Annotated in this window: 5 protein-coding genes; all 5 read right to left on the bottom strand. The window is 67.7% G+C overall.

Annotation, left to right across the window (positions count from 1 at the left end; translation table 11 throughout):
• The 5 genes from ACWD3H_RS47410 to pfkB all read right to left on the bottom strand — a co-directional run bounded on the left by ACWD3H_RS47410 (position 1) and on the right by pfkB (position 3,903).
• The gene (locus ACWD3H_RS47410) at positions 1–1,035 is read right to left on the bottom strand and encodes a zinc-dependent dehydrogenase (protein ID WP_451959765.1); all 1,035 of its coding nucleotides are present in this window, start codon (positions 1,033–1,035) and stop codon (positions 1–3) included.
• Positions 1,032–1,490, bottom strand: a complete 459-nt coding sequence (locus ACWD3H_RS47405) for a PTS sugar transporter subunit IIA (protein ID WP_451959764.1) — start codon at positions 1,488–1,490, stop codon at positions 1,032–1,034. Before ACWD3H_RS47405 ends, ACWD3H_RS47410 begins: the two co-directional genes overlap by 4 nt.
• A complete protein-coding gene (locus ACWD3H_RS47400) occupies positions 1,483–1,791 on the bottom strand; it encodes a PTS lactose transporter subunit IIB (RefSeq protein ID WP_355569744.1) in 309 nt (102 codons plus the stop codon). Before ACWD3H_RS47400 ends, ACWD3H_RS47405 begins: the two co-directional genes overlap by 8 nt.
• A gap of 3 nt (positions 1,792–1,794) precedes the next feature.
• A complete protein-coding gene (mtlA, locus tag ACWD3H_RS47395; RefSeq protein ID WP_451959763.1) occupies positions 1,795–2,895 on the bottom strand; it encodes a mannitol-specific PTS transporter subunit IIC in 1,101 nt (366 codons plus the stop codon).
• A gap of 66 nt (positions 2,896–2,961) precedes the next feature.
• Positions 2,962–3,903: a 1-phosphofructokinase gene (gene pfkB / locus ACWD3H_RS47390; RefSeq protein WP_451959762.1), complete on the bottom strand. Its 942-nt coding sequence runs from the start codon at positions 3,901–3,903 to the stop codon at positions 2,962–2,964.
• Positions 3,904–4,052 lie beyond the last annotated feature (149 nt).

Here is a 4,052-nt window from a genome sequence, read left to right as displayed (position 1 = left end):
TCAGGGCTCGATGGTGACCTTGATGGCCTCACCCCTGCTGACGATGTCGATCGCCTCCAGGACCTCGGTCAGAGACAGACGATGCGTGATCAGGTCCGAGACCGGCACCGCACCCTCAGCAATGAGCTGAAGCGCCCGCGCGTTGTGCGCCGGACTGGACCCGTTCGCACCCACGATGGTCAACTCCCGATAATGCACCAGGTTGGAATCACACCGAATGATCGGATCATCCTTGGGCAGACCACCAAAGAAACTGATCCGCCCCTGACGAGCCGCCATCTGCAACGCCTGCTCCTGAGCCGCCCCGGAAGCAGCGGCGGTGATCACGACATCAGCACCCCTGCCCTCGGTCAGCTTGAGCACCTGCTCGACCACGTCCTGGCCGTGCACCACCGCGTCGGGGTGAACCAGCCCGGCCGCCATCTCCAACCGCTCGGCGTTGATATCGACCAGGAACACCCGGGCCGCGCCGCGTGAGCGGGCCAGCCGCACATGCAGGCAGCCGATCGGACCCGACCCCATGATCACCACATCGTCGCCCTCGCCGACCCGGGCCAGCTCCTGGCCGTTGAGCACACACGCCAGCGGCTCGGCCACCGAGGCCTCGGCGAAACCGACCCCCTCAGGGATACGGTTGAGGCCGCCGACCGCCAAAACCTTGGCCGGGACGATCATGTACTCGGCGAAACCACCGTCGTAGTGATAGCCCATCGACTCCTGGTTCGGGCACACCGTCATCCGGCCCCGGCCGCACTCTGAGCACGTCCCGCACGGGATCGCGGCGATCACCTGCACCCGATCGCCCGCCGCCCAGCCGCTCACACCCTGGCCGACCTCGGCGATCTGTCCGGCGATCTCATGCCCCATGACCCTGGGCGGCCTGATGTGGTGGTGACCGTACTTGGAGATCTTCACATCCGTGCCGCACGTCGAGCAGTTGCGCACGCGTATCTTGATCTCACCGGCTCCGGTGACGGGCTCGGGCGCCTCCTCGACGCGGATGTCACCGGGAGCGTGGAAACGAGCGACCTTCACTGTGCTTCGTCCTCTTCGTTGGGTTGCAGCAACCGGACCACCTCGGCGACCTGCGTCGCCTCGCGAAGGGCCCGGGCCTGCTCGGGATCCATCAGGATCTGGGCGAGTTCGGCGAGCAGCCGCACATGACCATCACCCTTGGCGGCGATACCGATACACATCGTGACCTGCTCGCCGTCCCAGTCGACACCGCCGGGAAAACGCAGCACACAGATCGCGTCATGATGAACGGCGTCTTTGGCGGCCAAGGTGCCGTGCGGGATGGCCACCCCCTCACCGACGTAGGTGGAGATCGAGCGCTCGCGCTCCAGCATCGCGCCGATATAGGCGCTGCCCACCGCGCCGACGGCGAGCAGCACCTGCCCGCACTGGCCAATCGCGTCGTCTCGGTCGGTGGCCGAGGCCTCCAGCCGGATCGCGCGCGGATCCAGCGGCAGCGGCGCCGTCTCAGGCATCGACGGTGCCGCCGTTCTTGATCGTGTTGATCAGCCTGGCCACCGCCGGGTCCCCGATGAAGACCTGAAAGGAGATCAGGACCTTGTCCGGGGCGCCGGCCCTGGCCCGGCCGGCCAGTCCGGCGTGACAGACCACCACGTCGGCATCGGCCGGGATCGAGTTGACCGGGGTGTGCTCGACCTGGACGTTATGGCTCTTGAGCTGCTTGCGCAGCTGGGTGGCCAGCATCACGCTGCTGCCCATCCCCGCGTCACAGGCCACAATGATCTTGTGGATGTCCTTGCTGTCGATACTCGGCACCGCTCAGGCCTCCTGGGTCTGTGCAGAAGCCCCTTCCGGAGCCTCCTGGCTGTCGTCCTTGCCCCGGCCGAAGCCCAGCAGCACCGAGGCCACCGCGAAGGACACCGCGGTCGCGGCGAAGATCCCGGCCAGCACCCCGAACCAGCCGCCCTTGGGCGTCACCGCCAGATAGGCGAAGATACTGCCCGGCGAGGCCGCCGACACCAGCCCGGCACCGGTCATGATGAACACCAAGATCCCGGTGGCGCCACCGGCGATGACCGCCAGGATCAGCCGGGGCTTCATCAGCACATACGGGAAGTAGATCTCGTGGATACCGCCGAGGAAGTGAATGATGATCGCCGCCGGAGCGCTGGGACGCAGTGCCCGCGGCCCGAAGAACAGGTAGGCCAGCAGCAGGCCGAGCCCGGGGCCGGGGTTGGACTCCAGCATGAACAGGATCGACTTGCCGAACTGGGTCACCTCGTTGGCGCCCAGCGGGGTCAGCACCCCGTGGTTGATGGCGTTGTTGAGGAACAACACCTTGGCCGGCTCGATCAGGATCGAGGCCAGCGGCAAAAGGTTGGACTCCACCAGCCAGCCGACCGCGTTACCGGCCGCGGTGGTGACCGCCGAGACGATGGGGCCCACACCCCACACGCCCAGCAGCGCCATCGCGCCACCGGCGATACCGGCGGTGAAGTTGTCCACCAGCATCTCAAAGCCGGCCTTGGTGCGCTCGGAGGTGAAGCCGTCGATCAGCTTCAGCAGGAACGCCGCCAGCGGACCCATGATCATCGCGCCGAGGAACATCGGGTTCTCCGCGCCGACCACGACGCCCATGGTGGCCACCGCGCCGACCACCGCGCCGCGCTGACCATGGACCATCCGCCCGCCGGTATAGCCGATCAAGACCGGCAACAGCGTCGTGATCATCGGCCCGACCAGGGCCGCCAGACTCTCGTTCGGCAACCAGCCGGTGGGAATGAACAGCGCGGTGATCAGACCCCAGGCGATGAACGCCCCGATATTCGGCATGATCATCCCGGCGAGATACCCGCCGAAACGCTGAATCTTGGCTCTGACCCCGGTTCCCGTGACGGTGGGGGTGTAATCGGTGCTCACGTGGTGTTGCTCCTTCCGGGGTGGCCGGCAGATGAGCCGGCCAAGGGGGGTGGATCCGCGCCGCTGTCAGCCCCCGGACCGCAGCGGCAGGGTGGGATCGGCCGCGATGACACGCACGTCATCACGCCGAATGTCATGGGGAGAGGGCATCCGGCTACCCGGCAGCCCGACCGCGGCGGTCGCCCAGGCCAGCGCCTCGACCAACGCGCCCTCACCGCGAGCGCCGCCGGCCAGGAACCCGGCCAGCATCGCATCACCGGCACCGACCGAACTGCGCGGCTCGGCCAGCGCGCAGCGGCCATACCAGACCTGCTCGCCCTGCAGCAAAACCGCGCCGTCAACGCCCAGACTGGCCAAGACCGTGCCCGCGCCACGAGCCCGCAGACTCTCCGCCGCCTTGATAGCGTCGCCCAGGCAGGAGATGACCATCCCCGTGGCCTCGCTCAGCTCTTCTCGGTTGGGCTTGACCAGGGCCGGCCCCTGAGCCAGCGCGTGCATCAGCGCCGGCCCGCTGGTATCGACCGCGACGTTGATCCCCGCACCGCTGAAACGCTCACACAAACGCGCATACAGATCAACGGGCACCGCAGGCGGCAGGCTACCGGAGGCCACCACCCAGTCCGCGCTGCTGGCCGCACCGAGCACGGCCTCGGCCACCGCCTCCAACTCGGCCGCCGACAACGCCGTCCCCGGCTCGTTGATCTTCGTGACCGTGCCGTCCGGCTCGGCCAGCGCCACATTGGAACGAGTGGCCCCGGCCACCGGCACGGTGACCATCTCGATACCCTCGGCCGACAGCAGGCTCACCAGCCGCCGCCCCTCATCACCGCCGAAAGGCACCACCGCACACGAGCGAACCCGGTTGGCCAGCAACGCCCGCGAGACGTTGACCCCCTTACCACCGGGATCCAAATGGGTGGCCGCGGCCCGGATCACCGCCCCACGCGTCAACGCCCCGACCTCGATCGTGCGATCCAGACTGGGATTAAGAGTCAAGGTGACGATCACGCCCGGATCACCTCGGGCCCGGCCGCGGCCATCTCGGCCGCCACCCCGGTATCGAGCCCCACATCACTGATCACCACATCGATCTCCTGCAGCGCGGCGAAACGAGACAGATAGGTATTGGCGAACTTGGTGTGATCGGCCAGCAGCAC

Source organism: Streptosporangium sp. NPDC002607 (assembly GCF_053592655.1).
This window is presented reverse-complemented; position numbering and strand designations above follow the sequence as displayed.

What these genes read in the sequence shown, in the direction of transcription:
- ACWD3H_RS47405 (WP_451959764.1), bottom strand. Translation starts at nt 1,490, where the DNA reads ATGCCTGAGACGGCGCCGCTGCCGCTGGATCCGCGCGCGATCCGGCTG.